This is a genomic window from Vibrio neonatus (assembly GCF_024346975.1).
Classification (GTDB): domain Bacteria; phylum Pseudomonadota; class Gammaproteobacteria; order Enterobacterales; family Vibrionaceae; genus Vibrio; species Vibrio neonatus.
Genome location: NZ_AP024885.1, coordinates 1113424 through 1139597, shown reverse-complemented (window position 1 = coordinate 1139597; position 26174 = coordinate 1113424). Strand labels below are relative to the sequence as shown.

The 26174-nt window shown below is 43.6% G+C and carries 24 protein-coding genes, 1 riboswitch and 1 other annotated feature; of the genes, 8 read left to right on the top strand and 16 right to left on the bottom strand.

Annotation, left to right across the window (positions count from 1 at the left end):
- Positions 1-67: 67 nt before the first annotated feature.
- Positions 68-703 (bottom strand): bifunctional phosphoribosyl-AMP cyclohydrolase/phosphoribosyl-ATP diphosphatase HisIE, encoded by a 636-nt coding sequence (gene hisIE / locus OCU38_RS05255; RefSeq protein ID WP_261824037.1) that lies wholly within the window; start codon positions 701-703, stop codon positions 68-70.
- Entirely contained in the window at positions 700-1473 is a 774-nt protein-coding gene (gene hisF, locus OCU38_RS05250; RefSeq protein ID WP_152821144.1) for an imidazole glycerol phosphate synthase subunit HisF, read from the bottom strand. The genes hisIE and hisF overlap by 4 nt, the downstream gene beginning before the upstream one ends.
- 619 nt (positions 1474-2092) lie before the next feature.
- Between hisF and OCU38_RS05245 the strand changes: the two genes are divergently transcribed.
- Entirely contained in the window at positions 2093-3412 is a 1320-nt protein-coding gene (locus tag OCU38_RS05245) for an MATE family efflux transporter (protein ID WP_261824238.1), read from the top strand.
- A 37-nt stretch (positions 3413-3449) separates the two neighbouring features.
- Here OCU38_RS05245 and OCU38_RS05240 read toward each other — a convergent pair whose 3' ends face one another.
- Positions 3450-4133 carry a fibrobacter succinogenes major paralogous domain-containing protein gene (locus OCU38_RS05240; protein WP_261824036.1) on the bottom strand — a complete coding sequence of 228 codons (684 nt, stop codon included), beginning with the start codon at positions 4131-4133 and terminating at the stop codon, positions 3450-3452.
- Between the two features lie 276 nt (positions 4134-4409).
- Between OCU38_RS05240 and OCU38_RS05235 the strand changes: the two genes are divergently transcribed.
- A complete protein-coding gene (locus OCU38_RS05235; RefSeq protein ID WP_261824035.1) occupies positions 4410-5573 on the top strand; it encodes an alpha/beta hydrolase in 1164 nt (387 codons plus the stop codon).
- 28 nt (positions 5574-5601) lie between these two features.
- Here the strand turns inward: OCU38_RS05235 and OCU38_RS05230 are convergent, their stop codons facing one another.
- The 9 genes from OCU38_RS05230 to OCU38_RS05190 form a co-directional block, all read right to left on the bottom strand.
- The gene (locus OCU38_RS05230; protein ID WP_261824034.1) at positions 5602-6432 is read right to left on the bottom strand and encodes a helix-turn-helix domain-containing protein; all 831 of its coding nucleotides are present in this window, start codon (positions 6430-6432) and stop codon (positions 5602-5604) included.
- A gap of 107 nt (positions 6433-6539) precedes the next feature.
- On the bottom strand, positions 6540-7358 hold the full coding sequence (locus tag OCU38_RS05225) for a GNAT family N-acetyltransferase (protein WP_261824033.1): 819 nt from the start codon (positions 7356-7358) through the stop codon (positions 6540-6542).
- Between the two features lie 231 nt (positions 7359-7589).
- Positions 7590-8330, bottom strand: coding sequence for a 1-(5-phosphoribosyl)-5-[(5-phosphoribosylamino)methylideneamino]imidazole-4-carboxamide isomerase (hisA, locus tag OCU38_RS05220; RefSeq protein WP_021713053.1), 741 nt, complete (start codon positions 8328-8330; stop codon positions 7590-7592).
- Between the two features lie 32 nt (positions 8331-8362).
- The gene (hisH, locus tag OCU38_RS05215; protein ID WP_261824032.1) at positions 8363-8983 is read right to left on the bottom strand and encodes an imidazole glycerol phosphate synthase subunit HisH; all 621 of its coding nucleotides are present in this window, start codon (positions 8981-8983) and stop codon (positions 8363-8365) included.
- 9 nt (positions 8984-8992) lie between these two features.
- On the bottom strand, positions 8993-10066 hold the full coding sequence (gene hisB, locus OCU38_RS05210; protein WP_261824031.1) for a bifunctional histidinol-phosphatase/imidazoleglycerol-phosphate dehydratase HisB: 1074 nt from the start codon (positions 10064-10066) through the stop codon (positions 8993-8995).
- 30 nt (positions 10067-10096) lie between these two features.
- The gene (gene hisC / locus OCU38_RS05205; RefSeq protein WP_261824030.1) at positions 10097-11149 is read right to left on the bottom strand and encodes a histidinol-phosphate transaminase; all 1053 of its coding nucleotides are present in this window, start codon (positions 11147-11149) and stop codon (positions 10097-10099) included.
- A gap of 13 nt (positions 11150-11162) precedes the next feature.
- Positions 11163-12458, bottom strand: a complete 1296-nt coding sequence (gene hisD / locus OCU38_RS05200; protein WP_261824029.1) for a histidinol dehydrogenase — start codon at positions 12456-12458, stop codon at positions 11163-11165.
- A gap of 3 nt (positions 12459-12461) precedes the next feature.
- On the bottom strand, positions 12462-13358 hold the full coding sequence (gene hisG, locus OCU38_RS05195) for an ATP phosphoribosyltransferase (RefSeq protein WP_023404803.1): 897 nt from the start codon (positions 13356-13358) through the stop codon (positions 12462-12464).
- 44 nt (positions 13359-13402) lie between these two features.
- Positions 13403-13531, bottom strand: a sequence feature (His leader region).
- 363 nt (positions 13532-13894) lie between these two features.
- Positions 13895-15484, bottom strand: coding sequence for a Na+/H+ antiporter NhaC family protein (locus tag OCU38_RS05190; RefSeq protein WP_261824028.1), 1590 nt, complete (start codon positions 15482-15484; stop codon positions 13895-13897).
- 89 nt (positions 15485-15573) lie between these two features.
- Positions 15574-15758, bottom strand: a riboswitch (Lysine riboswitch).
- A 464-nt stretch (positions 15759-16222) separates the two neighbouring features.
- On the opposite strand from OCU38_RS05190, the gene OCU38_RS05185 reads away from it, so the two are divergent.
- The gene (locus OCU38_RS05185; protein WP_261824027.1) at positions 16223-16645 is read left to right on the top strand and encodes an H-NS family histone-like protein; all 423 of its coding nucleotides are present in this window, start codon (positions 16223-16225) and stop codon (positions 16643-16645) included.
- A 219-nt stretch (positions 16646-16864) separates the two neighbouring features.
- Here OCU38_RS05185 and OCU38_RS05180 read toward each other — a convergent pair whose 3' ends face one another.
- Both OCU38_RS05180 and topA read right to left on the bottom strand, forming a co-directional pair.
- A complete protein-coding gene (locus OCU38_RS05180) occupies positions 16865-18169 on the bottom strand; it encodes an inosine/guanosine kinase (RefSeq protein WP_261824026.1) in 1305 nt (434 codons plus the stop codon).
- 183 nt (positions 18170-18352) lie between these two features.
- Positions 18353-20989 (bottom strand): type I DNA topoisomerase, encoded by a 2637-nt coding sequence (gene topA, locus OCU38_RS05175; RefSeq protein ID WP_261824025.1) that lies wholly within the window; start codon positions 20987-20989, stop codon positions 18353-18355.
- A gap of 245 nt (positions 20990-21234) precedes the next feature.
- Between topA and OCU38_RS05170 the strand changes: the two genes are divergently transcribed.
- Together OCU38_RS05170 and OCU38_RS05165 are read left to right on the top strand one after the other, a co-directional pair.
- Positions 21235-21480 (top strand): YciN family protein, encoded by a 246-nt coding sequence (locus OCU38_RS05170; RefSeq protein ID WP_039970907.1) that lies wholly within the window; start codon positions 21235-21237, stop codon positions 21478-21480.
- A 169-nt stretch (positions 21481-21649) separates the two neighbouring features.
- Entirely contained in the window at positions 21650-22447 is a 798-nt protein-coding gene (locus OCU38_RS05165; protein WP_261824024.1) for a glucosaminidase domain-containing protein, read from the top strand.
- 84 nt (positions 22448-22531) lie between these two features.
- On the opposite strand, the gene aroA is transcribed toward OCU38_RS05165, so the two are convergent.
- Together aroA and OCU38_RS05155 are read right to left on the bottom strand one after the other, a co-directional pair.
- Positions 22532-23812: a 3-phosphoshikimate 1-carboxyvinyltransferase gene (aroA, locus tag OCU38_RS05160; RefSeq protein WP_261824023.1), complete on the bottom strand. Its 1281-nt coding sequence runs from the start codon at positions 23810-23812 to the stop codon at positions 22532-22534.
- Positions 23813-23929: 117 nt separating this feature from the next.
- Positions 23930-24385 (bottom strand): glycine zipper 2TM domain-containing protein, encoded by a 456-nt coding sequence (locus OCU38_RS05155; RefSeq protein ID WP_261824022.1) that lies wholly within the window; start codon positions 24383-24385, stop codon positions 23930-23932.
- 6 nt (positions 24386-24391) lie between these two features.
- Here OCU38_RS05155 and aat point away from each other — a divergent pair, with 6 nt between their 5' ends.
- The 3 genes from aat to infA all read left to right on the top strand — a co-directional run bounded on the left by aat (position 24392) and on the right by infA (position 26136).
- The gene (gene aat, locus OCU38_RS05150) at positions 24392-25099 is read left to right on the top strand and encodes a leucyl/phenylalanyl-tRNA--protein transferase (RefSeq protein WP_261824021.1); all 708 of its coding nucleotides are present in this window, start codon (positions 24392-24394) and stop codon (positions 25097-25099) included.
- A 50-nt stretch (positions 25100-25149) separates the two neighbouring features.
- Positions 25150-25848 carry an arginyltransferase gene (locus OCU38_RS05145; protein ID WP_261824020.1) on the top strand — a complete coding sequence of 233 codons (699 nt, stop codon included), beginning with the start codon at positions 25150-25152 and terminating at the stop codon, positions 25846-25848.
- Between the two features lie 69 nt (positions 25849-25917).
- The gene (infA, locus tag OCU38_RS05140; RefSeq protein WP_001040192.1) at positions 25918-26136 is read left to right on the top strand and encodes a translation initiation factor IF-1; all 219 of its coding nucleotides are present in this window, start codon (positions 25918-25920) and stop codon (positions 26134-26136) included.
- Positions 26137-26174: the final 38 nt, after the last annotated feature.

The window sequence follows — 26174 nt, the reverse complement described above, 5'->3', positions numbered from 1 at the left end:
AAATGGTTTTTTTGTCGCTGAGCTTAGACCTAGATAAGCTTAGACCTAGATGGACTTGGGGCTAGACTTATTTGTGACGTTCTTTTAGTTTGTTCACAACGTCATTGAGCGACAAGCCTTGATCTTGTAACAGTACCAACAAGTGGTAGATAAGATCAGCCGATTCACAGACTAATTCCGCCTTATCGCCCGACGTCGCCGCAAGCGCGACTTCAACGCCTTCTTCGCCCACTTTCTGCGATATACGCTTGGTGCCACGGGCATACAAGCTAGCGGTATAGGAAGAGTCTGGATCGGCATGTTTACGCTCACCCAATAGAGTTTCAAGTTGATGAAGCCAAACCATTTGCGACTCTTCTTGAGAATCAGTATCCCAACAAGTTGTAGTGCCTTTGTGGCAAGTTGGCCCTACTGGCTTCACTTTTACAAGCAAAGTATCGTTGTCACAATCTAATGAAATGTTTTTAAGCTTCAATACGTTGCCAGAGGTTTCACCTTTGGTCCATAAGCATTGCTTAGTGCGAGAAAAGAAAGTCACAAGGCCTGTTTCTCCCGTTTTTTGCAGCGACTCTGGGCTCATGTAACCCATCATCAATACTTGGCTAGAGGTAAAGTCCTGAACAATCGCCGGCACTAAACCATCAACTTTATCCCAGTCAATACGTTCAGCCAACGTTGTTAACTCACTTAATGTTAAACTCATATTCTTACCTCTACTGCTTGGGTTTTCAGGTACTGCTTCAGTTCACCAATATTGATGATCTGTTTATGAAATACAGATGCTGCCAATGCACCATCTACGTTTGTTTTATTAAAGGCTTCAGCAAAGTGCTCCATCGCACCTGCGCCGCCAGAGGCAATCAAAGGCACGTTACACACTTCGCGTACCATATTTAATTGAGTAATGTCATAGCCGTTACGAACGCCGTCTTGGTTCATCATGTTAAGCACGATTTCACCTGCGCCGCGACGCTGCACTTCTTGTACCCAGTCTTTGGTTTCCCACTGAGTCGCTTTGGTGCGCACTTCATCACCAGTAAACTGATAAACCTGATATTTACCTGTCTCTTTATCAAAGAAGGAGTCAATGCCCACTACGATACATTGCACGCCAAATTTATCGGCTAGATGGGTAATCAGCTCAGGGTTTGCCAATGCCGGTGAGTTAATTGATACTTTATCAGCACCAAATTCTAAAATGCGTGAAGCGTCTTCTGCTGACTTAATGCCACCTGCTACGCAAAATGGAATATCGATAACTTCGGCCACGCGAGCAACCCAGCTTTTATCGACCACACGACCATCGCTAGAGGCGGTAATATCATAAAATACCAATTCATCAGCACCCTCTTCAGCATATCGCTGCGCTAGAGGAACAATATCACCAATGATTTCATGGTTGCGGAACTGAACGCCCTTTACGACTTGTCCATCACGAACATCCAAACAAGGAATTATTCTCTTAGCTAACATCTAACAAGCCACCATTAAGTCTTTGAAATAACATATGTTAACTCCATTTAAAATTTTCATAGCCTACAAAAATCGATACTAAATCAGCATGAGAAAAAGTCAGTCACAACAAAGGTGTGTGTTTCCATCAAGAAAGCTGAATATTCACGAATTTTTATGCATGGCTAAATCGTTAATTCATAAAGACAATGTACACATTTTTGGAATACATAAAAAGACAAAAAGTAAAGTTTATCCCTATTCCATCGCTCGAAAGGTAACGCTGGCACGCTTTCAATGGAATGCATAAAGAGTAGATAAAGCCAAGAAACATCAACCTATAGCAGCATTTAAGCAAGCTGATCATCACTATCTACCCTATAAATGGAATATCAGTTCCAATCCTATTGCAGATAATCATAAGCGAGCTCACAATTATGCTTAGCCTAGGTAACGTATACTGGCGAAGATTAACCTCCGCGAGCGTCAATTTTTCATGCTCCCACACCGTTACCCTATTTATTCAACAAATGCCCATAAAAACAGCATAGCCAAAGCTAGGTAGCGACCTGCTTTGTACTAGTAAGAAAGAGTATCCATGATCAGCAAAAATAATCAGTACATTAAAAAGAACATCAAAATGGCTTGGCCTATTGCCATCAACGCCCTGTTGATGCAAGGCATGTTGATGATAGACACCTTGCTGATTTCTCCCCTTGGTGAAGGAGCGCTGGCTTCTATGGGTATCGCCAGTACCATAGTGGCGTTAATGCTGGGGATGCAAAACGCGCTGGCCAATGGTTCACAGAATGTATTATCGCGCGCAGTGGGTTCAGGGAAGAACGAGCTCATCTCAAAATCATTCTTATCTGGGATGATGATTAACCTCTCTTTCGCTTTGGTGTTCTTCCTTTTAATTACGCTCTTTAAATGGCCAATCATAAAACTGCTGAGCCATAACGTGGATCTGTATGATGATATCGACGCTTATCTGTCAATTATCAAATATACTCTACTGCTAACGGGGGTATCTCAGGTATCGATTGCGCTCTTTAATGCAATGGGCAAAACCAAAATGCCCCTTATCAGTTACCTTTTCACCATGCCAATTAACGCCGTTGCGTCTTACTACCTTATTCACGGCATTGGCAGTTTTTCCGGTATCGGCATTGCAGGTGCCGCTCTTGGATCGGTCGTTGCGCTTGGGCTACGAATGCTGTTTCTTTTGCTGTGCCTTAAATATCAAAAAACAGCGCACCTTTCGCTTGCACAAGCAGTGCAAGGCATACGCAGCAATGTCGTTCTGCACTTTAAAGAGATATTCCCTATTGCCGCCAACATGGTGGTGCTGACGATGGGGATGGCGCTCTATAACGCGTTATACGCACAACTGCCCACAGAATCGTATGCCGCAGTAGTCATGATCACACCTTGGCTTACCGCTTTAGCGCAATTTGTTGTCGCTTGGGCAGTATCCTCTGCCATTACTATCTCCCAAGCCATCGGGTCTAACAACTTAGAGACCTTAGATTCAGACGTTGCACTCAGCATTCGCGTCACCGTTGGCGTCTCAATGATCATTGCCTGTGCCTCGTTTATATTAAGCTTAGTGGTGGAAAAGATTTACCCCGGACATTCACAAGTTACCTATGACGCCCTAAAAAGCATCGCGCCACTGTACATCCTAATGCCACTGATTCAAGGCTACGTAACCGTACACGGACAGGTGTTACGCGCATTAGGCAAAACCACCGCTGTCTTTAACATCAATTTTGTTACCCGTTGGGTCATTGCCCTGCCCCTGTTTGCGTTTGTCGTCTTAGTATTAAAAGCATCCATCTTTTGGATCTACGCCGTCACCGTCCTAGAACAAATTTTGAAAATACCGTCTATGCGCAGATTGGCTAAGAAGTTCTTGGCTGAGTTTGATAGTAAGAAGGCGAAAGAGTTGATGTATTAGAGGCTGATATTTAGGGGCTAGGTATAGATACGCCTAGTTAATTAGGCGTGTTCAAATCAACTCTCACACAGCGAACCGAAAACATATAGTCCTTTGAGCTTGTTGCACGGCGAATTTCACTTTTGTGTGTATTCCACCAAGAGTATGCAAGGGTACGTATGATGCCTTGCTTGTCTGTGGTGCTGCTTGCGGTCCAAAACTCAGTATAGACACCTTGAGTGATATAAAACCCGTGTAACTTTACCCCCGCTGGACGAGCTGAGAAATGACGTTTATTGACCAAGGACGGGGCAAACTTATTAAATACGCCTTGAGACTGAGCTTCTTTTAACTGCAAGCCTATATGTTGCTTTGCGCCGCGCCAGCCTTGTTGGTCAAGTTGCTCTTCTGGCATACCCATAGCGCGTTCTAATACTTTCCAGTCATCATCAGTGGCGACACGCCAACCTTTAGGGCATAACTTGCGAGCGTCCGTCACATCATGCCAACTGTATAAGCGGCCATATTTAGCTAGGTTGGCTTGATCATCTTTTGGAATAAACCCTGTATTCACAGCTGAACCGTCTTGAAATTGAGTGCTTCTTAGGTTCTCTGCCAACCACTCTTGATCGCCAATTTTAACGGTGCGGTAAATGTTACCCTCAGCATCTTGAACGGTATTTTGAGTTTGGGTTAAATCTGAACCGATGTTGTTCGCAAATGATGATGTCGCAAGAACCATACTAACCCCTATAGATAAAATGAACGTTTTCACAATGGTAATGCCATTAACAGTATGTGAATACTGTAGCGTTCAAGCAGGGGCTAATCTAGGCGAGATACTCTGTAAAAGATGCCTATTTGTATTTACTCGTATCGTTCTAGTTAAAAATAATGAAGGCCTATTTAGCCTAAATGAAAGGTACAACGTACTTTATGGCAGATTGATTGCATATGAGTGCAGAGAAAGTACTATATAACGTTCAGTCCGTTAACACCGCAGGCATAAACCAATTCCATGAGTAAAATACCCACCTTTCTAATACCTGTTATTATCACCTCAGTCACAGCCTGTGGCTCTAACAACGATGTGCCTTACCACTATCAAAGTGCTGACACATTGAGCCCCTACCAACAAGCCAGCTTTGAACAGTATGTATTAGAGACTCAACAATGGATGAAGCTTGAACGAAATTTTATTACCGATGACATAGACAGAGAAATTGCCTTGAACTCACCGCAAGAATATCGCCCTAGCAAACCCAATGGTGAGGCTATCCTTTTGGTGCACGGTTTAGGTGATTCGCCCTACTCTTTTTCTGATATTGCGCAGCGATTAAGTGGCAAAGGGTATTTAGTTAGGACTGTGCTACTTCCAGGGCATGGCTCTAAAGTGGGCGATCTTAAACTGGTATCGGCGGATATATGGCAACAAAGCGTGGGGCATCAAATCGCCTTGCTTCAACAAGAGTCAGACAATGTTTGGCTTGGCGGTTATTCTACAGGGGCAAATATCGTCACTCGCTATGCGTTAACAGACAGCGCCATCAAGGGATTAATTTTGTACTCTCCTGCCTTTAACGGCAGTTCAGATCTGCTACCTATGGCTAAGTACGCACAATATGTAATTGAGTGGGCTGACCAAGATCCTGAGACCAATTATCTGCGTTACGATTCATTGCCGATGACGGCAGCCGCTAGCTATTATGAGACAACTCAGCGCGTGCAACAGGCACTAAAATCTACTCCTAAATACTCGAAACCTGTATTTATGTTAATCAGTGAAGGCGACACGGTTGTGGATAAATACTTTGCTGTGGAACAATTTGCGAACCGTTTTGATAACCCCAATTCACAGTTAATTTGGCTAGGCAGTAATCCTCCCCTCAAAGCACGTACCACCGCCTACAACATGAACTTACCCGAACAGCGCATTAGCGAGGGATCGCATATGGCAGGCTTGTTTTCACCGAGTAATCCAGAATATGGCGTGAATGGCAAAAATCGGCTGTGTAATAATGGACAAGGGACGGAGCTAGAGGTGCAATGCCTAGATGGCGCGACTGTGTGGTATTCGTCTTATGGCTATGTAGAGGAAGGTAAAATACACGCCCGCCTTACTTACAATCCTTACTTTGAACAAAGCCTAGCGAGCATGCAGCAAGTGCTGTTAAGTGATTAATCGAGTCTGCTCGTTTAATCACTTGCCGTCATTCATGGGAGCTTACCGCGCCATAAATATCGATAGTAAAGCCTCTATTCGCAGCGTATTTCTTTGGCGTAGTGCCAATTTGGTTTTTTAGATAGCGGATTAAATGTGGCTGATCGCTAAAGCCAAATTCAAACGCGATATCGACCCAATCAATGTCGGCGGGTGATTTCTGATGAAGATGTTCTAACATCAGCTCCAGTTTAGTCATCGCCTGATATTGTTTTAATGTCAGCCCTGTGACCCGTCTAAAACTGCGCTCAATGGTGCGCTGTGAGCAAAATAATTGACTGGCGAGTTCCGAGATAGAGACATGTTGCAGCTCATCACAGACTTTGCTTACCAGTTTACTGTGCTGATCGCTTTGCGAGCGTGCCAGCCACGGCTGTAAGTAGCGCTCTAACATCGCAACACATTGTGTTTTATCACTTCTTGCCAGCGCATACATTTGTCTTTGTTCTTCATCGCTAATAGACAACAAATCATTCACTGAAAGTTCGATGACTTGGTCAAGTGCGGTGAAATGTTCATTGTTTTCAGAAAGTGCATATGGCGCGCCAGTGCGAAACTTAACTCCTAAATGAGTAAATGCTTTGCAATGATCAAGCTCGAACGTACTTTGATGAGCGCACAAAAAGTGACTCCCTTGACCAGAGATAGCGCCTTCATCACTGCTATACGAATACGAGTTAGGCGTGATAATCAAATGCGCGCAAGGATCAGGGTTTAATTTAGGAAAGCTACTGTCAGTATCTATGGTTTTTTCTATAAACCAATAACGCTCTACAAGCTCACTGCATGTATCGGTGGCAGGGATTATCCAATGAAGCATGGGTTCCTTTATCTCGAGACTGTGAAAAAGCCAATTACGCTGATAGTAGCAGATTAACAAGCCATGATGCCTATTACGTTAAATAAGCATCATGACATACAAGCTAATTACAGCGTTTCAAACTGCACTTGTAGCAAGCGGTGCTTGCTCACTAAGCCTGCTTTTTCAATCGCGCGTTGTGCGCCGATATTTGTTTTTTCGGTAGAGCACATCGGTATTAACTGCTCCGCTACAGCATTGGCAATTAAAGCCTTAATTACCTTAGTGGCAATTCCTTGTCCTCTGTGCTGCGCGGAAACGATCATACCCAAATCAGCATATTGAGTCTGAAATTCATCAAACTTGCGACGCTCTCCTGTTGCCACTAACTCACCGTCTTGCCAATAACCAAATAGCTCTTGTCTTGCAATCAAGTTACCGTAATAACCAGTGAGCCACTCTTTTGGCGCGCCAATCGCTTGCGCGGCAAAATCGACATACAGGCTCAAGTGATCATCAGTGGCTAATGTCAGGTCAATACCTGCCTCTTCATTCACGCCTTGCTTTACGCCGCAGTACAGCAACGTATTGACCGAACTAGAAGCCGCATTATCTAAAGACAAAGAGAGGAAGCTAGGATCGCACGTGCTGACAAACGCACCACTGACATCTCCAATCACTTTGCTGTCTTGCTGCGCAATTAAGGTAAACAAATCCGAAGCTGATGTACTCGCCTGTGGAGAGAGAAAATATTGCAATAAATAGCCATCGCTATTTACACAGCAAAAGCCCACCAGCACATCGTTTTCATAAAAAGCGTAGTGCTGCGACATTGGCACAAAGCCAAAGTGCCACATGCCATCAAGAGGGGCGTGAGTTTGCGCAAAGTACTCCGCTTTTAAGGAATGCAGAGCGTCAATGGTGTCTATTTTTACTATATTTAACATCGTATAAGCCATATCTAAAAATTACGCGCAGTACGCTCAATGTGAGTGACCTTTCGCTAAGTTGGCTTAATCCTAAATAAAAAACGCAGCACAAGATTGAACAAAAACGACAACCTACTTCTTCTTATCCTTATTCTCGCTCTTGTCTTTGTCCTTACCCACAAAACAAAAAACCACCTAACTGATAAAGCTAAGTGGTTTCAATAATTAGGCTAGTAAGCTAAAAGCGAGTTACTCTGCGCTTTCCCAACTGGCAAACGCCTCTTCGGCAGTAAACTTACCATCAAGTAACGCTCGGCCTACAATCACGCCGCGTACGCCTGTGTTTTTCAGGGCGCGGATGTCATCTAAACTGCCGATGCCACCGGATGATTGAAAGTGTACTTGTGGGTAGAGCTTACAAAGATCTACGTATAAGTCGACGTTTGAGCCTGTCAGTGTGCCGTCTTTTGAAATATCGGTACACAATACGTGCTTTAAGCCTACGGTTAAAAAGTCTTCAATCAAGGCTTCAATGGTCACGCCCGAATCTTCTTGCCAACCGGATACAGCAACCTTGCGCGTACCTGCTTCATCAATATTGACATCAAGCGCCAGTACGATGTGTTCTGGGCCGTATTTTTCCATCCACGCTTTGACAAGCTCTGGTTGTTTTACGGCTGTAGAACCCACAACTACTCGCTCAGCGCCTGCATCGAGCAGATCAATAACGTCTTGCTCTGAACGTACGCCGCCGCCAATTTGAATGTTAGCTGGCGTGCTTTTTAGCAGTTTGGCAATCAAGTCTAGTTGACGTGCGTTAGTGTCTTTAGCGCCGGTTAAATCCACTAGGTGCAACCAATTGGCACCTGCCTGATGGTACAAATTAAATTGCTCAGCCGGGTTTACCTTGTATTCAGTTACCTGACCGTAATCGCCTTGATACAGTCTAACCACCTGACCTTCAATTAAATCTAATGCTGGAATAATCACTTCAAATCCCTAAAGTCGTTATAGTTCGAGCATTACAGCTCTAAAAAGTTTTTAATCAGTTGCGAGCCTGCTTTGGAAGAACGCTCTGGGTGAAATTGTACCCCATAGTAGTTGCCACTTTGCACCGCAGCACTAAAACGGCTGCCGTAGTCACAACTGGCGATGGTGTAATCCCCTTCTGGCATAGCAAAACTGTGCACAAAGTAGAAGTATTCGCCTGACTCAATGCCTTTAAATAGAGGGTGTCCCTCTTTGGCAGAGACGGTGTTCCAACCCATATGTGGTAGTGGGTTTTCTTTACTGTCTAATTTGCGAACTTCGCCGTCACATAAGCCAAGACAAGGGACAATTTCATCCGCTTTTTGTCCTTTCTCTTCTGACAACTTACCTAACAACTGCATGCCTAAACAAATGCCAAGCATAGGCTTTTCAACCTGCTTAACCAGTTCTATCAGGTTGCGCTCTTGCAAATTACGCATCGCTTCACTGGCTGTGCCAACGCCCGGCAAAAATAGCTTATCTGCGGCTAATACAATGGCAGGATCTTTTGATACTGTGACATCATACCCTAGACGTTCGATAGCAAAGCGTACCGACGAGACGTTTGCACATCCCGTGTCTATGATAACTGCGGTTTGTGATTGATTTTCCACGCCAACTCCTTACAACATTCCCTTGCTACTTGGTAGCTCAGTGCCTTCTACCTTAATCGCTTGGCGCAATGTGCGGCCAAACGCTTTAAATAGGCTCTCAATAATGTGGTGATCATTTTCGCCTACTGACGAAAGATGCAGTGTGCACGCCATACCATCCGCTAGAGAGCGGAAGAAGTGCCCTGCCATTTCGGTAGAGAATCCGCCAACTTCATCGCGGCTAAATTTGGCATCAAATTTTAAATAAGCACGACCTGAAAGATCTAAACTGCACTGCGCTAAACACTCATCCATTGGCAAGGTAAAGCCGAAGCGACCAATACCGCGCTTGTCACCCAATGCTTCTTTGATAGCTTGACCTAACGCCAGCGCCGTATCTTCAACCGTGTGGTGATCATCAATGTGCAAGTCGCCATCAACGCTCAGTTGTAATTGGAAGCCGCCGTGAGTGGCAATTTGATCTAGCATATGGTCAAAAAAGCCCAAACCCGTTTCGATTTTATTTCCGCCAATCTCATCTAAATTCACCGCAACACGAATGTCGGTTTCTTTGGTGGTGCGAACCACTTCTGAAACGCGAGGATTGGTGGTCAGTGACTTAACAATCTCAGGCCAGTTCATGGTTTGTGGATTGTACTGAATACCTTTGATCGCCATATTTTCGGCTAATTGCAGATCCGTTTCACGATCACCAATCACTGCTGAGGTTTTAAAATCCACTTTGCCTTGTTGCAAGTACTCTTTCACCAACCCCAGTTTAGGTTTGCGGCAAGTACAGTTGTCTTCGTTAAAGTGAGGACAAATCAGTACCTCGTCAAAACGCACGCCTTGTGATTCAAAAATATGCATCATCAAATCATGGGGAGCGTCGAAGTCTGCTTGCGGATAACTGTCAGTACCTAAACCATCTTGGTTAGTCACCATTACTAGGCGGTAGCCTGCATCTTGCAGTGATAACAAACTTGGGATAACCAAAGGTTCAAACTGCAATTTGTCTAAACGGTCTACTTGGAAATCGACAGGTGGTTCGACAATTAACGTGCCATCACGGTCGATAAATAAAATCTTTTGCGGTGTGCTCATTGTTCTTCCTTATTATTTTAATGCGGCGTCCTACGCGGCAAATTGAGCCAATTGGGTCTTAATAAACTCTAATGTTTTGTTGCACTCTTCACGGCTACCAATGCTAATGCGAACGCAATCTTGAATAGGTGAATTACGTAAAATTATGCCTGCATCCCAAGCGGCTTTAAACAAAGCATCGCCGTCTGGGAAGCGGATTAATAGGTAGTTACCAAAGCCTGAATAGACAGTCACATTCGCTATTTTATTTAGCTCAGTTGCCAAATATGCACGGTTTTCATTCAAAGTAGCAATTTGGGAAGTCGCTCGCTCAAGGCCTTCTTTGGACAGTGCCAAACACGCAATATCGGCCACTGGTACTGGCACTGGATAAGGCGCAATCACTTTTAGCAGTACGTTAATTAATGCTTCGTTGGCTAAGGTAAAACCACAGCGAAGCCCTGCCAGTGCAAATGCTTTTGACATAGTGCGCAAAATAGCAAGATGCGGGTAATCTTTTAGCAAATCAACCGTAGAAGCTTCTGGGCAGAAGTCGATATAAGCTTCGTCCATGACTACAATCGCTTTATCTTGAGTCATCTCAAGTAGCGCGATGATGTCATCACGGTTGATTAAATTCCCCGTTGGGTTGTTTGGAGAACAAACAAACACCAACTTGACCTTGTCTAGGCTACGTTCAATGGCGGGTAAATCCAATTGCCACTCATCGGTCAATGGAACGACTTTGCGCTCCACACCGATAGTTTCTGCACTAATTGCATACATGCCATAGGTTGGCGGGCAATACACGATAGCATCTTCACCCGGCTCACAAAAGGCACGTACCAGAAGTTCAATGCCTTCGTCTGCGCCGCGCGAGGTTAACACCTGCTCTGGAGCAACACCCGCATAGGCCGCGTAAGCATTGATAAGCTGTGGTGGCTGACAATCGCTATAACGGTTTAGACTGGATGCTTCTAATGTATAGGTATTATCAAAAGGTGATTCATTGGCGTTTAGCCATACATCACCTGAGCCACCAATGCGGCGTGCAGATAAGTAAGGGGTTAAAGCCTGAACCTGTTTACGAGCTAACTTTTCCATGTCTACTTCTTTCCTACTTTGCGGCTAACAGTTTTTCCACGCGAATGGTGACCGCACGTTTGTGCGCATCAAGACCTTCAGCTTCCGCCATAGTCACAACCGTTGGCGCTAGCGTTTTAAGGCCATTTTGAGTCAGCTCTTGTACTGTCATACGTTTGCTAAAATCAGCAAGGCCTAAGCTTGAGTAGGTGCGAGTGTGGCCATAAGTCGGTAATACGTGGTTAGTCCCTGACGCATAATCACCGGCGGATTCTGGAGACCAGTCACCTAAGAAAATGGAACCTGCGTTATCCAAAAGTGGCAATAGCTCTCTTGGGTTTCGCGTTTGCACGATCAAGTGCTCAGGGCCGTAGAAGTTGGAAATCGCTACCGCTTGAGTCAATGATTCTGCGATGATAATTAAACTTGATGCTAAGGCTTGTTCGGCAATCTCTTTACGAGAAAGCTCAGCCAGTTGACGCTGTATTGCATCGGTGACTTTGTCTGCTAATAGCACTGAGGTAGTAACTAAAATCGATTGAGAGTCTGGGCCGTGCTCTGCTTGGCTAAGTAAATCCGCGGCAACAAAATCAGCATCGGCGGTTTCATCGGCAATCACCATAACTTCTGATGGTCCTGCTGGCATATCAATGCCCGCGCCACGGAAGTCATTGCTTACTTGGCGTTTAGCTTCAGTTACGTAGGCATTGCCTGGGCCAAAGATTTTATCCACTTTAACCACAGTTTCTGTTCCGTACGCCATTGCCGCAATCGCTTGACCGCCGCCTAAGTTGTACACCTCATCGATGTTACACAGTTTAGCCACATACAAGATTTCATCTGCAATTGGCGGTGGTGAACACAACACCACTTTATTACAACCCGCAATTTGCGCCGGCACACCTAGCATTAGCACTGTTGAAGGCAATGGTGCACTTCCGCCAGGGATGTATAAGCCCACGGTGTTGATAGCGCGAGTGACAAGCTCACACACTACGCCCGGCTGAGTTTCTACTGTCAAAGGTGGCAGTTTTTGCGCTTGGTGGAATGCGCCAATGTTTTTGTACGCTTGATTAAGCGCCGCTTTCATTTTCTCAGGCAGACGCGCTGCAGCTGCATCAATTTCTTCATTGCTTACGCGAATACTCTCAGGACGAACGCCATCAAATTTTTCAGTAAGATCCAGTAGCGCTTTATCGCCTTCTGTTTTTACGCTCTCAACAACCGCTGTAACTGCGGCTGTGATATTTGCACCCTCAGTGATTGCAGGGCGTTGCAGTACAGCGTTTTGCTGTTCTGCGCTTAGTGATTCCCAGGTAACGGTTCTCATCACTTACTCCATCATTTTCTCAATAGGTAACACAAGGATTGAACTTGCACCCAGTTCTTTTAGCTGTTCCATGGTTTCCCAGAACAGATTTTCTGAGCTTACCAAGTGGATAGCAGCTTTCGTTTTATCAGTTGAAAGAGGCAATACGGTTGGGTCTTCTGCGCCAGGCAGTAGAGCGGTGACCTCTTCCAAACGGTCAAGCGGTGCGTGCAGCATAATGTATTTTGATTCTTTAGCTTGCTGAACGCCTTGCATGCGAGTAAGTAGCTTGTCGATAAGGTCAAGTTTATCTTGGTCAAACTCACCATCGCGTTGAATCAGTGTCGCTTTTGAGCGGAAGATCACTTCGGCTTCTTTAAGGCCATTGGCTTCCAGTGTTGCACCAGTAGAAACAAGATCGGCGATACCATCGGCTAAACCTGCGCGCGGAGCCACTTCTACAGAGCCGGTTAGCATACAAGTGCTAAAGTCGATGCCCTGCTCGTCCATGTAGGCTTTTAATAAGTGCGGGTAGCTTGTGGCAATGCGTTTGCCGGCTAAATCTTGCGGGCCTGCATAGTTCAGCTCTTTGTCTACCGCAATAGAAAGACGGCAAGTACCAAAGTCTAAACGACGTAACGATTTGAATCCGTATGGCTGGCCTTTTGCTTTACGATCCAGACGAACTTCTTCTAGTTCATTCTCACCGATAAAGCCTAAATCAACCACACCATCCATGATAAGACCAGGGATATCATCGTCACGAACTAACAACAAGTCGATTGGAGTATTTAAAGAATGAGCAACCAGACGCTCGCCCATGATATTAAACTTAACACCACTCTTCTTCAGTAATTCCTGACATTCTTTGCTTAGTCGGCCTTTCTTCTGAATGGCGATTCTTAGACGTTGTGTTTGCATGGCAAATTCCCTGTACTGATGCTTAAAATTAATAATCGATAAAATGAAAAAAACCCTTGGGGCTAAGCTCCCAAGGGTTTAAATCTATAATGCTTGATTTAACCACCGAGAGCTGTATCTCCCGGGTACGCGCAACTCACCCGAAAGATTAAGGTAGGTGATGGTGATGATGATGGTTCATATCTAATGTGCGCATAATTTAAGGCTTTCTTTTCAATTGGTGTACAAACACACTAACCAAGCCGAATAAACTTTGCAACAGTTAAATTATGAAAAAATTGTTTTATTTGGAAATTTATTCGTCCTCTAATGCAAGCGGGTAAATGTTATTGCACAAAGAGGGGTTGTTATCACCATTTTGTTGCCTGATTGCCGATGAATAACCGCATTTTAATCACAACTAAAACAAAGCCGAAACTGTGAAGGCGAAGTGCCTTGCGTGGATATATCCCCCATTTCAGCTTTATACACAACTCTAAAACGCAAAAAAGGGAGCCAGGCTCCCTTTAAAATATCCACTCATTTAATCGACGAGCTTACGCTTTACCAAAAGTGAGTTTAGAGCGTGACAAGATTGAAAGCCCAAAACATACAGTAACAAACGCAACACTTGCCACAGCAAACGAAATGATAATTGACTCAGTCATCCCTAGCGTAATAAAGCCGATACAAGAGATCAGAGCTACCGACAAAGCATAAGGTAACTGCGTCGATACATGGTCAATATGATTACAACGTGCGCCAGTTGATGACAAGATTGTGGTATCAGAAATAGGAGAACAATGATCGCCAAATACTGAGCCTGCTAATACAGCGCCAAGCATAGGTAGCATCAGCCCTAAATCTGTCGCCCCTGCCATATCACCGGCGATTGGTAACATAATACCAAAAGTGCCCCATGAGGTGCCGGTTGAAAATGCCATTACGCCTGCCAGTAAAAATAAGATTACAGGTAGGAAGGCTGCATTAATATTGGCTTGTTGAGCGAGCGAAGATAAATAAGAGCCTGTTTTCATGTCTCCAATAACACTACCAATCGACCATGCGAAAATAAGAATCAAAATTGCGCCAAACATGGATTTAATACCAATCCATAATGTGCGACCAATGTCGGCGGCAGGAAGACGCTGTCTTAACACGGTAATTAACGCCACTACAAAACCAACAATACCGCCGTAAATAAGTGAACTGCCTACATCGGTATTTTCGAAAGCACCTAATACGGTAAATGACTGCCCACTATCAGACAGTGCAACGCCACCTGTGTACATCATGGCAACGATAGTTGCGACCGTTAAAGTGACGATAGGTAAAATAAGATCAGCCACAGAGCCTTTCGAACTTTGCTCAATATCCAATTCGTCATCCGCAGCAGATGAATTATCATCCTCTACATCAAAACCACGACCTTGGGAGGCTTTTATTTCGTGATGACGCATTGCGCCGACATCAATTTTGAACCACGCCACCGCAAATACCATTAATAAGGCAAATACCGCGTAGAAGTTCATTGGAATAAGACGAACGTAAGCACCAAAGGCCGAATATTCCGTCATATTATGACTCACTAATATACCGCCAATGATGGTCATAATATATGCGCCCCAACTAGAGGCAGGCATTAACACACACATAGGTGCCGCGGTAGAATCTAAAATATAGGCAAGTTTAGCGCGGGAAACATAAAAACGGTCAGTCACAGGACGAGCCACAGCCCCTACTGCTAAACTATTAAAGTAGTCATCAATAAAGATAAATACCCCAAGAAAAGCCGCTAATAATTTAGAGCCACGCTTACTTTTTACTTTAACTTGTGCCCACTGCGCAAACGCTCTAGTGCCACCGGAAAGAGTCAATAAGGCGGTAATCATGCCCAGCAATAATAAGAATCCGACAATACTCATATTCCATGAGTTAATACTGCCGTCTTCGATAAATACGCTATAAACGGTATTAAAAATGTAAGTTGATGCTCCAGTGAAAGAGTAATCAGCTAAAAGGAAACCGCCCAGAACGATACCCGTGCCTAAAGAAAGGAGTACACGACGGGTAATAATAGCTAACCCTAATGCCAATAAAGGTGGCACCAAAGAGATAGGAGATGATGCAAAATCCAATAAATTCATGATCTTCTTATTTTATATAATTGGTAAGAGATCTACTGCAGCGAAGTATTCGACTTGATGTTGAATAAGCAATCTACTCAAGGGTAGATTCCCACAATAGCGCTCCATAGTTTAACAACACAATAGACTATGGCAGTGTTACTTCTTTCGAAAATAACCCCAACAAATGATCCTGATTAAATCATTCATTTCGGCAGTTAGTCCTTTCGTTAACAATTACAACGGAATCACCCTATTGTTATCTACTGATAATAACTGCGCCTCAATCCTAGAAAACACTTTGCAACAATTCAATATGCCACTAGGTGTCCTAAGAGCGGAGCATTTTACTAACAAAAAATAGAAAAGCAATAGAAAGACAAATCCTCTGTCTTAATAGGCGGTTAGCCTAACCCATAATGAAGGTGAATCATTCTAGACAGCACCGACCTACAAACTCCATTTACATCTAAATATCAGATAGTTACAAGGACTCACCTTAGGCTTATTGATGCTGATATTTGCCTTTCTATATGCAGAAATGGTTACAATTTGAATTATTTAATATAAGTAATACTTTATAAATTCCATTTAAATAGTGAATATAATTTTCGAATTAACTTTATTAATTGTGAAAATTTATTTATTTTATATTTAACTCTGAGCAAAGCTCTTATATAATCGAATTATTGTGTAGCACACCGGTGCACGTTACTATGTCAACTTTAGTTGATGATATTAATCTGATGGGACCCAAATATGTCTGAAATTACAAAAACACTCCTTAATATCCGTAGCCTTCGCGCTTTCTCTCGTGAGCTAACACTAGAGCAACTAGAAGAAGCTCTTGATAAATTAACCACGGTTGTTGAAGAACGTCGTGATAATGAAGCTGAAGAACGCGCAGCACGTGAAGAAAAAGAAAGAAAACTGGCTGAATACGCACAGCAACTAATTAGCGAAGGTATCGATATCGAAGACCTAGTAGCAGTAGTTGCAGGTGATAACTCATCTAAATCAAATAAAGCTAAAGCGAAGCGTGCACCGCGCCCAGCTAAATACGAATACATCAACGAAGCTGGCGAGCAAAAAACATGGACAGGCCAAGGCCGTACTCCATCTGCGATTCAAACTGAACTTGATAACGGTAAATCTCTAGACGAGTTCTTAATCAAAGCATAATAATTATTGCTGATAAGATTTATCGTTCGATGCAAAAAAGCTCCTTATTAAGGAGCTTTTTTATTGCCTACGATTTATTACAGAATAATGACAGCGTACGCTAAATCTAGATATACTTTTATCTAGCACACAACAAAAGTTATGTTATAACATTTATTGTGTTACTTAAATAACGCTACTGTTATCGCAATAACCATAATAAATAAAAGGTCATTACATCTATCTTTCCCAATATACTTCTTCTAGGCTATCTTCTCTTTCTGGCAAGCCTCTAGATAAGCGTGGAGAGTGTTGAGTTAATACTTCATAACTCACTCTATTTGCATATTTACACACTTGTGAGAAGGAAGAGTAAGTTAAATATTCATTTACGTGTTTACTAGAATTAGGAATATTCGACTTATGGAATCGGTTGGCTGATAAATCATGTAGCAGTGCCGATAAAGCCGCATCCCCTGCCCCATTGGTATTTTTGATCTTCTCCGGACCGCCCATATACGGTGAGATATGCGAATAAACTTTAAAAGGTTCGGCGCATTCCGACTTTAATGCCGGACGGCTAAACTCATAACGATTAAACTCAGCAATCGTACCCGGAAGCAAAGGTAAAGACGTTTCACGCTTAGCCGACTCTTCGGTATAACCGGCCATAAACAGCCCAATAGGGCCTGCTGTGCACAGCACCAAATCCGCCCAATCTAAGACTTTATCTGCCGCCAGTAATGGATCGCTAAGCCCAGTTAACGCTTCAGCTTCTTCTTCATTCATTGCCACTACAGAAACGTGCTCTGCAATAAAATCCACCCAAAACTGTGGATCATCTTGAATAACAAACTTAGTGCCTAAGGTCAGCACTACCGGCACCTTGTGCTTCTTGGCATACTCTACCGCCTTCATCGTTGCCTCAGGCATAGGGTCGCCCTCTTTACAACGTACAAGGTAAGAGGTTAACACTAATGCAGCCGCGTCGGAAAAGACCTCTTCTGGGATACTTTTAGCCTGCAGCTGGTTCATCTGCCCTTCACTGATGGCAAAAGTACGCTCGCCGTTTTCAGAGATCAGGGTAAAGCAACGTCCAATCGCGCCTTCCACCCCTTGTAAATGGTTAAGATCCATTCGGCACGATGTATCACAAAGATAACGGAATCCGTAGCTACCAATTTTAATGTCAGAGCTCATCACGCCCAATAAAATCGATTTATCATCCGCTAATACCGAATAGTTGTGTAGCGTATTACCTATGGTGCCACCTGCGTATTCGTTGGTGATCAACTGTTGCTGTTTCAATTCAGAATACAGGGCTTCCGCCACCTCATCGCTGACAACTAATGAATGACCTTTACTTAAATTAAACTTTTCAATGAAGTCATCAGAAATTTTAGCTTCGATGTCCACTAGAGTTTGATCAATCCCCACCACATGAGTGCAATTAACACTGCTTTTGGCGTGGGTTTTCGGGACTAAAGGATCAAGCGTGTTGACAGGAAAATAGTGTTTAGACTTACGTTGGCCGGGAAATTTCATTTAAATTCTGTATTAGAAAGTAGATTTTTAAATTGTAGACCCTAGAAATGTGACCTTCAACACAGTAAAACAACGCAAACGTTTAGCTCAATTTTAAATGCACTGACTGTGCAAATTTTGCGCAAAAAAAAGAACCAAGGTATCTTTCAACACCTTGGTTCTGCATCTATCTAATTGAAAACGCTATTCGCTTTTTGCTTTCGGCTTTTTACGTTTGTCAGTGATTTCCCACTTACCGTCAATAAATAAACCTGTCCAACCAGAAGGCTTACCATCGATTTCAGAACGGATATAGTTTTCTTTACTCTTACGACTAAAGCGAACTACCGTTGGGCGACCATCAGGATCTTCTGTTGGTGCATCCGCTAAGTATTGGAACTTAGGAGACAGGCGCTCTTTAAAACGCGCTAGCTCTTCAACTAATGGCGCTCGTGTTTCACGAGATTTAGGGAAGTTACTGGCTGCCATAAATAGACCAGAAGCACCGTCACGCAATACAAAGTACGCATCAGACTGTGTACAAGGTAGCTCAGGCAAATGCACTGGATCTTCTTTTGGTGGCGCAACTTCGCCGTTACGCAAAATCTTACGCGTGTTCTTACACGTTTCGCTGGTGCAATCCATGTATTTACCGAAACGGCCGTTTTTCAACACCATGTCAGCGCCACACTTGTCACACTCAACAACAGGACCGTCGTACCCTTTCACTTTGAATTCACCATACTCTACGGTATAGCCTTCACAGTTAGGGTTATTACCACACACGTGTAGCTTGCGCTTATCGTCAATTAAGTACGCGTCCATTGCCGTTTCACAAATTGGACAACGACGTTTAGCACGCAGTGCGGCTGTTTCAGGATCGTCTTCTAAGACGTTAATAATACCGTCTTCGTCACCAAGGTTAATGGTTGTTTTACAACGTTCTTTTGGTGGCAATGCGTAACCAGAACAGCCTAGGAATACCCCTGTTGATGCCGTTCTAATACCCATAGGTCTTGAACACGTTGGACACTCAATGTCTGTTTCAACGATGTGGTTTTGCTCCATACCGCCTTGGTCAGAATCCAACTCCGCTTTTTCAAGTTCAGAGGAGAAATCTTTAAAGAAGCGATCGAGCACTTGTGTCCAAGTCGCTTCACCTTCTGCGATTTGGTCAAGTTTTTGTTCCATACGCGCAGTAAAGTCGTAGTTCATCAGATCGACAAAACTTTTATCTAGGCGATCCGATACGATTTCACCCATTTTCTCAGCGTAAAAACGACGCTGTTCTACTTTCACATACCCACGGTCTTGGATAGTCGAAATGATAGACGCATACGTTGATGGACGGCCGATACCACGTTTTTCTAACTCTTTAACCAAAGCCGCTTCTGTGAAGCGAGCCGTTGGTTTAGTGAAGTGTTGTTTTGGCTCTAGCTCTTTAAGAGACAGTTTATCGCCCAATTTCACTTCTGGAAGGATCTGATCTTCATTTTTACCCATTGGACGCTGTACACGAGTCCAACCGTCAAATTTCAGAATACGACCTTTCGCTTTAAGGGTAAATTCCGCGGCTTTAACACTGATAGTGGTTGAATCATATTGCGCAGGGGTCATTTGACATGCAACGAACTGATTCCAAATTAAGGCATACAGTTTGTGTGCGTCATTATCAACGCCAACTAAATCTTCTGACTTCACATCAACGCTTGAAGGACGAATCGCTTCGTGCGCCTCTTGCGCGCCCTCTTTACTACCGTAAACCAATGGTTTTTCAGGTAAATACTTATCACCGTACTCGCTACCGATGAAGCTACGTAGGTTCTCTACCGCTTCACTGCTCAAGTTCGTTGAGTCAGTACGCATGTAAGTGATGTAACCACCTTCATACAAGCGTTGCGCTAGCATCATGGTTTTCTTAACGCCGTAGCCTAAACGCGTACTTGCTGCCTGTTGTAAGGTAGAAGTGATGTAAGGGGCTGAAGGTTTGCTGCGTGTAGGGCGATCCTCGCGCTTACACACCTCGTACTCGGCTTTTTCCAACAAATTCAGGGCAGAGGTCGTGTCTGTTTCATTCGTCGGTTTAAAGGCCTCACCGTTACGCTGTGCAACGATTAGACGAAAATCGTCTGCTTTATCCGTTAGCGTATTGGCGTGTACGTCCCAAAACTCTTCCGGTACAAACGCTTTGATCTCACGTTCACGCTCAACCACCAGCTTAGTGGCAACCGACTGTACGCGACCTGCTGAAAGACCACGAGCCACTTTTTTCCACAGTAGTGGAGAGACCATAAAGCCTACCACGCGATCCATAAAACGACGCGCTTGTTGAGCGTTTACGCCGTCTATATTCAGTTCCCCTGGTGCTTCAAATGCTTGTTGAATGGCGTTTTTGGTAATTTCGTTAAATACCACTCGCTTGTATCGCTGTTCATCGCCGCCGATGATCTCACGAAGGTGCCATGCGATAGCTTCTCCTTCGCGGTCCAAATCGGTTGCGAGATAAACGTAGTCAGCGTCTTTAGCCAGTTTTTGTAATTCGGCAACGACTTTCTCTTTGCCCGGTAGGATTTGGTAATTGGCTTCCCAACCGTGGTATGGGTCAATACCCATCTTTTTAATCAGTGATTTTTTGGCTTTTTCTTTTTTAATGCGTTCTTTTTCTTCCGCACTTAACCCTTTGGTGGAGATAGGCGTAGCCTTTTTACCGCTCGACTGACCAGCGGTAGGTAGATCACGTACGTGACCAACACTAGATTTAACAATGAAGTCTTTACCAAGGTATTTATTGATTGTTTTTGCCTTAGCAGGTGACTCCACTATAACGAGAGACTTACCCATAACTGAACGTTTTGTCCTATATTTTGGTTCGCAAAAAGTGCGAATTCGAATTTTGATTCTTTTTTTACTATTGAGCGATAATTTTTCAAAATCAACCCATTTTTTCTCTTTTACGGCTAATTGTGTGCAAATTAGGCAATATCACGAAGGTAAACCATAGACTGTTTTAGATAAATGTGCTTTTGTTTTGCTTAATTATCGGGGTACACTGAGCGCGAATATTGATTAGAACAACAGGTACCAAAATGAGTGATAAAAAACCTATTTCAGAGTTTGAACTATTACTGATTGCAAACAATCTTATCCAAGAACACGACGACTATATAGAAGGAATGCGCGCCACTTCGGTAGTTGAAAAAGACGACGTACTTATCTTTAAGGGCGACTACTTTTTAGATGACAAAGGTTTGCCGACGCAGAATACTACAGCCGTTTTCAATATGTTCAAATACTTAGCTCATCATTTATCAAAAGAATTCACTGTAAAATAATGCCTTCAAGAGCTCCACACGGGGCTCTTTTCAATACTCCCTTTCAATTTCCACCTTGTCTGCAACAATATAAAGCACGGAACATAAGGTTACATGGATATCTAACAAGGTTAGTATTGCCTATAATGATCCACTTCACGTTTTTAGCATCTACAAACAAGGTAATACTGTGAGTTTAAAAAGATTTATACCCACCAATGGCGCAATCATTATTAGTACTGTCGGCATTATTTTAGCCGCTTCTATATACTACCACTTTGGAATGTATGACAACTCTAAGCCCCATTTTAAAGCCGTTCCTTTACCTGATTTTGCTGCCATTACTGATGTTCATCAGAAGAAAAGTGAATTTTTTAAATTCATAAAACCTTATGTTCAACAGAAAAATGCCTTCGTTAAACATCAACGTGAAATACTTATTTCGTTACAAAATAAATTAGCTAAGCAACAGGAATTATCCTCTTCTGAGCGCGATACTGTGACTCAATTGGCAAAACAATACCGTGTAGAAGTCAAAGACTTCACTCTAAATGAGATTGATACCTTACTGGTTCACGTTGATGAAGTGCCAGAACAATTAGTGCTTATTCAAGCGGCCAATGAAAGTGGTTGGGGTACTTCTCGCTTCGCTAAAGAAGCCAATAACTTCTTCGGTCAATGGTGTTTCACGAAAGGCTGTGGCGTCGTTCCTAGCCAACGTAAAAAAGGCATGACTCACGAAGTGGCAACCTTTGACTCTGTCGGTGACTCAGTTGCCGCCTACGTTGATAATCTAAACACTAACCAAGCTTACCGCAGCTTCCGTGAGCTAAGAGCCAACATTCGAGCTCAGCATAAAACGCCAACCGCCGAACAACTTATTTACGGTCTAGGCAGCTACTCAGAGCGCTCAGATGACTACATTAAAGATATTTTAACTATGCTTCGCCATAATAAATCTATCTTAGAAGAAGATCTGCAGAAGTAATTCTCTGTTAACCGCACATACAAAAACGGGTTCCTATTTAGGAACCCGTTTTAATTTCTGGTTTGGCTAGCAAACTAACAAAGATTACTCGCTAATCAAGCCTTGTAGCTTATCAAAGTAATCTGGGAAGGTCTTCGATGTACATTTAGGGTCATTAATCGTAACTGATGTACCAAAGGCAACGAGCGAGAAACACATTGCCATGCGGTGATCATCGTAAGTATCGATTGCCGCATGATTAAGCTGCGCTGGCGGCGTGATGATAATGTAATCTTCACCCTCTTCCACAATGCCACCGACTTTACGCAGTTCCGTCGCCATTGCTGCTAAACGGTCGGTCTCTTTTACGCGCCAGTTGTAGACGTTGCGAATCGCCGTAGTACCTTCGGCAAACAAAGCGGCAACCGCAATCGTCATCGCCGCGTCAGGGATGTGGTTAAAGTCTAAATCTACCGCTTTAAGATCGCCTTTGCGCGCGATGATGTAGTCACTGCCCCACTCAATACCTGCGCCCATAGCTTGTAGCGCGTCAGCAAATTGAATGTCACCTTGGATACTGTCTTTGCCGATACCCGTTACCTTAATAGAGCCACCGCCAATTGCCGCAGCCGCTAGGAAATAAGAAGCCGAAGAGGCATCGCCTTCCACAAGAAAATCACCCGGCGCAACATAGCTTTGTCCAGTGCGTACAATGAACTTTTGGTAATCGTAGTTTTCTACGTTCACACCAAACTGCTGCATGATGTGCAAAGTGATATCTATGTACGGTTTAGAAACTAGGTCGCCTTCGATGTTGATTGTAATATCACCATCGGCTAGCGGAGCACTCATTAGAAATGCGGTCAAGAATTGGCTTGAAATTGAACCATCAATAGACACTTCACCTGATTTAAGTCCAGTGCCTTGAATTTTAAGCGGTGGAAAGCCTTCGTTTTCAAGGTAGGTAACATCAGCACCCGATTCGCGCAAAGCGGTCACTAAGTGTCCAATAGGACGTTCTTTCATGCGAGGTTCGCCTGTCAAGATAAAGTCACCTTGGCTTGCACAAAGCGCCGCTGCTAAGGGACGCATTGCCGTACCTGCATTACCTAAAAACAGTTCCAGAGCTTCAGGGGCATTAAATTTACCCCCAAGACCTTCTACTTCACAGCTGGTCTTATCTTCAGATAGACGATAAGTCACGCCCAGCTGTTTTAGTGCATTCAACATATGACGGATGTCGTCACTGTCGAGTAAATTAGTAAGACGTGTTGTACCACGAGCTAAAGCGGCGAGTAATAAAGCGCGGTTAGAGACGCTTTTAGAACCGGGCAAATTTACTTCGCCATCCACTTTAGAAATTTGTTGCAGAGTTAAGCTTTCCATTGACGGTTTTCCTTGAAAGCAATTTGATGCTAAATCATGATTTCATTATTCATTTCAGATTATCGAAATTGCAGACAGAAAAACAGGCTCAATTGCACTAAATCTTATAATTTTATTTTATTGATGCAAATCTACCCGTACACCATTGTCAAAATACAAGATTCGAACCGTATCTCCATGAGAAAAAAGCATATTTCTATCAATGTCTTGAATGACATCAATTAAGCGATTGTCATCGGTTTTAATCAACAGCTCAACTAGTTTATGTTCCACTTTATAAGTTTGATGACCAAAGTGTTGCACGGCGCCCGCGCCCGCCACGGCGCCAACAGCGGTAGCCACTTCTCGACCGGTGCCGTCACCAAACTGGTTACCGACGACCCCACCCACTACCGCACCCAGTAGGGTTTGCCAGCCCTTGGCTTTTGACTCTACGATCTGCTGCTGAGAAATGTAACGAACGGTATCAACATGGCCGTAAACCACTTCATTTACTGGGCGCGCTGTATTTCTTTGATACGCCGCTTGTGTTACTAATGGAAATAACAGTAAAAACGTAACGAATAGTCTCATTGTCTAATGACCTTATATCTTCCAGAACTCAATAGTAACGATACACACTTTCCTGATCCCAGTTTAGCATTGACTGAGCCAAATGGTTTACTCGCACTTGGCGGTGATTTGTCTGTGAAAAGGTTATGCAGTGCTTATCGACAGGGTATCTTTCCGTGGTATAGCTATGGTGAACCCATTCTTTGGTGGAGTCCATCACCAAGAGCGGTATTTATTCCTGAGACCTTTAAGCCGGCAAAAAGTTTAGTTAAATTTCAGCGCAAACATAGTTACACGGTCACTTTAAACCATGCAACAGAGCAATTAATTGCCCTTTGCGCCAGCTCTCGCCCGATTGAAGAAACATGGATTACCGACGAAATGATTCAAGCCTATCAAGATTTGGCGCGAGCCGGACACTGTCATTCGGTCGAGGTTTGGGATCAACAACAGTTGATCGGCGGTTTGTATGGTGTATCGGTTGGGCAAGTATTTTGTGGCGAATCTATGGTCAGCACTAAACCCAATGCCTCAAAGGTTGCCTTATGGCACTTTTGCCAACACTTTTTACAGCATGGCGGCAAACTGATTGATTGCCAAATCATGAATCCACATTTGGCTTCATTAGGCGCAATTGAAATACCCAGAACTGAATTTCAAGACTATCTTTTAAGTAATAGAGACTTAACCATGAGTGACACCTGTTACGCCGCGCAAAGTCTACAATTGGGTTAAACCAACCCTACCCTGCTTTTTCGCTTCGCACTAAGGGAGCTATTTAATCGATGAATCCTGAGTTACAACAAATTAAAGTCGGTTTTACACAAAATCATCCATGCAGTTATTTAAAAGATCAGCAAGAGCGCGTGGCGATCATTCTTGAGGATGAATTACATACTTCAGACGGCTATGAATTACTGCTGGCGAATGGATTTAGACGCAGTGGCGAGATGATTTATCGTCCGCACTGTGAAAGCTGCAACAAATGCGTTGCGATACGCATTGATGTTGAGCATTTTGCACTCTCCAAAAGTCAAAAACGATTGCTCAACAAAGCTAAGCAATACACATGCAAAGTCAGCACTGAAATTGACCCAAACTGGTTTGCTTTATATGCAAAATATATAGAGGCACGTCATTTTGAAGGCACTATGTACCCGCCAAAGGAAGCAGAATTTAGTAAATTCATCAATTCAACGACTATTCCTTGTGCGTTTTTACAGATCTATTATCAAGAGCAATTAATCTCGGTGGCAGTGACCGATCAAGTCAGTAGTGCCAACAGTGCTTTCTATACCTTTTATGACCCTGAGCACCCGCTATCATTGGGCACACTCTCTGTTTTGTATCAAATCCAACACACCCGATCGCAAGGGAAAAAATGGCTGTATTTGGGCTATCAAATTGATGAATGCCCAGCGATGAACTACAAAGTCCGATTTGATTCGCATCAAAAGCTAGTAAATCACCGGTGGCAAGGGTAGAATATCGCCCAATGTTAATAGGTAGCTAAGTGAGCTACCCAAATTACCCTTATTCTGATCGAGGATTAAATGGCTAAAGAAGACGTAATTGAGATGCAAGGCACGGTTCTAGACACTCTGCCAAACACTATGTTCCGTGTAGAACTAGAAAATGGTCACGTTGTGACTGCTCACATCTCTGGTAAGATGCGCAAAAACTACATCCGTATCCTAACTGGCGATAAAGTGACTGTAGAGATGACTCCATACGACCTAAGCAAAGGCCGCATCGTCTTCCGTGCTCGTTAATATCTCTATTAACAAAGCATAAAAAAACGGAGCTTCTG

What these genes read in the sequence shown, in the direction of transcription:
- hisF (WP_152821144.1), bottom strand. Translation starts at nt 1,473, where the DNA reads ATGTTAGCTAAGAGAATAATTCCTTGTTTGGATGTTCGTGATGGACAA.
- OCU38_RS05180 (WP_261824026.1), bottom strand. Translation starts at nt 18,169, where the DNA reads ATGAAATTTCCCGGCCAACGTAAGTCTAAACACTATTTTCCTGTCAAC.
- OCU38_RS05235 (WP_261824035.1), top strand. Translation starts at nt 4,410, where the DNA reads ATGAGTAAAATACCCACCTTTCTAATACCTGTTATTATCACCTCAGTC.
- hisC (WP_261824030.1), bottom strand. Translation starts at nt 11,149, where the DNA reads ATGGAAAAGTTAGCTCGTAAACAGGTTCAGGCTTTAACCCCTTACTTA.
- OCU38_RS05190 (WP_261824028.1), bottom strand. Translation starts at nt 15,484, where the DNA reads ATGAATTTATTGGATTTTGCATCATCTCCTATCTCTTTGGTGCCACCT.
- aat (WP_261824021.1), top strand. Translation starts at nt 24,392, where the DNA reads ATGACCTTATATCTTCCAGAACTCAATAGTAACGATACACACTTTCCT.
- hisB (WP_261824031.1), bottom strand. Translation starts at nt 10,066, where the DNA reads ATGAGCACACCGCAAAAGATTTTATTTATCGACCGTGATGGCACGTTA.
- hisD (WP_261824029.1), bottom strand. Translation starts at nt 12,458, where the DNA reads ATGAGAACCGTTACCTGGGAATCACTAAGCGCAGAACAGCAAAACGCT.
- hisIE (WP_261824037.1), bottom strand. Translation starts at nt 703, where the DNA reads ATGAGTTTAACATTAAGTGAGTTAACAACGTTGGCTGAACGTATTGAC.
- OCU38_RS05155 (WP_261824022.1), bottom strand. Translation starts at nt 24,385, where the DNA reads ATGAGACTATTCGTTACGTTTTTACTGTTATTTCCATTAGTAACACAA.
- topA (WP_261824025.1), bottom strand. Translation starts at nt 20,989, where the DNA reads ATGGGTAAGTCTCTCGTTATAGTGGAGTCACCTGCTAAGGCAAAAACA.
- aroA (WP_261824023.1), bottom strand. Translation starts at nt 23,812, where the DNA reads ATGGAAAGCTTAACTCTGCAACAAATTTCTAAAGTGGATGGCGAAGTA.
- OCU38_RS05225 (WP_261824033.1), bottom strand. Translation starts at nt 7,358, where the DNA reads ATGTTAAATATAGTAAAAATAGACACCATTGACGCTCTGCATTCCTTA.
- OCU38_RS05145 (WP_261824020.1), top strand. Translation starts at nt 25,150, where the DNA reads ATGAATCCTGAGTTACAACAAATTAAAGTCGGTTTTACACAAAATCAT.
- infA (WP_001040192.1), top strand. Translation starts at nt 25,918, where the DNA reads ATGGCTAAAGAAGACGTAATTGAGATGCAAGGCACGGTTCTAGACACT.
- OCU38_RS05185 (WP_261824027.1), top strand. Translation starts at nt 16,223, where the DNA reads ATGTCTGAAATTACAAAAACACTCCTTAATATCCGTAGCCTTCGCGCT.
- OCU38_RS05240 (WP_261824036.1), bottom strand. Translation starts at nt 4,133, where the DNA reads ATGGTTCTTGCGACATCATCATTTGCGAACAACATCGGTTCAGATTTA.
- OCU38_RS05245 (WP_261824238.1), top strand. Translation starts at nt 2,093, where the DNA reads ATGGCTTGGCCTATTGCCATCAACGCCCTGTTGATGCAAGGCATGTTG.
- OCU38_RS05230 (WP_261824034.1), bottom strand. Translation starts at nt 6,432, where the DNA reads ATGCTTCATTGGATAATCCCTGCCACCGATACATGCAGTGAGCTTGTA.
- hisG (WP_023404803.1), bottom strand. Translation starts at nt 13,358, where the DNA reads ATGCAAACACAACGTCTAAGAATCGCCATTCAGAAGAAAGGCCGACTA.
- OCU38_RS05170 (WP_039970907.1), top strand. Translation starts at nt 21,235, where the DNA reads ATGAGTGATAAAAAACCTATTTCAGAGTTTGAACTATTACTGATTGCA.